Source organism: Aureimonas ureilytica (assembly GCF_001475935.1).
Classification (GTDB): Bacteria; Pseudomonadota; Alphaproteobacteria; order Rhizobiales; family Rhizobiaceae; genus Aureimonas; species Aureimonas ureilytica_A.
Window position 1 is genome coordinate 1 of the sequence record NZ_LDQA01000168.1, and the last position, 1,108, is coordinate 1,108.

Consider the following 1,108-nt stretch of genomic DNA (forward strand, 5'->3'; position numbering starts at 1 on the left):
CCATGGGCGCGCTCGACCAGTCGCCCGAAGTGCTCGGCCATCTGGTCGGCGCGGCGCTGGTGGGAACCTTCGCCGGTATTTTCTTCTCCTACGGCGTGTTCGCCCCGATGGCGGCCAAGATCAAGTCCGTACGCGACAAGCAGATGCGCATGTATGTCATCATCAAGCAGACGCTGATCGCCTACATGAACGGCGCCCTGCCGCAGGTGGCGCTCGAATACGGCCGCAAGGCGATCTCCGCCTATGACCGTCCGACCATCGACCAGGTCGAAGCCGAGACGATCGGCGGCGGCGCAGCGGCTCCCGCGGCTTAAGGAGGCTCCATGGACACCGTTACCGACCGCCGCATCGGGGAGCGTCTTCGCTCGGCGGCCCGGATCGAACCGGACCGCTATCCCCGCCTCAAGATCATCGGCGCCGCCTGGGCCGAGGCCGCAACGGCCAAGATCAACGCCAACTATGCCACGCCCCTCAAGATCGAGTTCGTGGATCTCTCGAACTTCACGTTCGATGCCGGCTCGATGAGCGCCACAGAGACCCAGCTCGCGCTGACCGTGCGCTCGCCCAAATGGCGCGAGACCGCCATTCTCGCCGCCGGCCCGTTCTTCGCCGACACGATCGCGGAAGCGGCCTTCGGTGGCGACGGGCGCAACAAGCCCGAAGCCGGTCGCCCGCTCACCAGCGTCGCCCGGTTCTTCGCCGACAACGCGCTGCGCGCCTTCGTGGACTGCGGCAACGGCGTGTTCGGCGACATCGCCCCGCTCGCCATGGCGCCGGACCGCCTCATCGCCGACGAGATCGGCGCCAAGGTCGATGCGCTGATCCCGGCCGACAGCCGGCAGTTCGTGGAGTTCCGATTCGAGCTGTCGATCGGACGCTGCGTGGCGGCAATGCGGGTCGCCATCCCCGAGTCGGTCCTCGCGACGCACAAGCGCGCGCTGGCCGTCATCCCCGACACCAGCCCCTCGATCGTCGACGAAAGCTGGACCAAGGGGCTCGAAGCCGGATTCCAGAAGGCCGACATGCGCGTGAGCGCGCTTCTGGCCGAACATCCGACCACGCTCGGCGAAGTCGCCTGTTTCCAGGTCGGCCAGACGAGCACGCCGGC

At 67.6% G+C, this 1,108-nt stretch carries 1 protein-coding gene and 1 pseudogene; both read left to right on the plus strand.

The genetic code is table 11. From position 1 onward, the window contains the following. Nucleotides 1–314: pseudogene (locus NS365_RS23295) on the plus strand (flagellar motor stator protein MotA); the annotation flags it as partial. A gap of 9 nt (nucleotides 315–323) precedes the next feature. Continuing rightward, on the plus strand, nucleotides 324–1,108 hold a 785-nt coding region (locus NS365_RS23300; RefSeq protein ID WP_058602637.1), incomplete at its 3' end, for a hypothetical protein.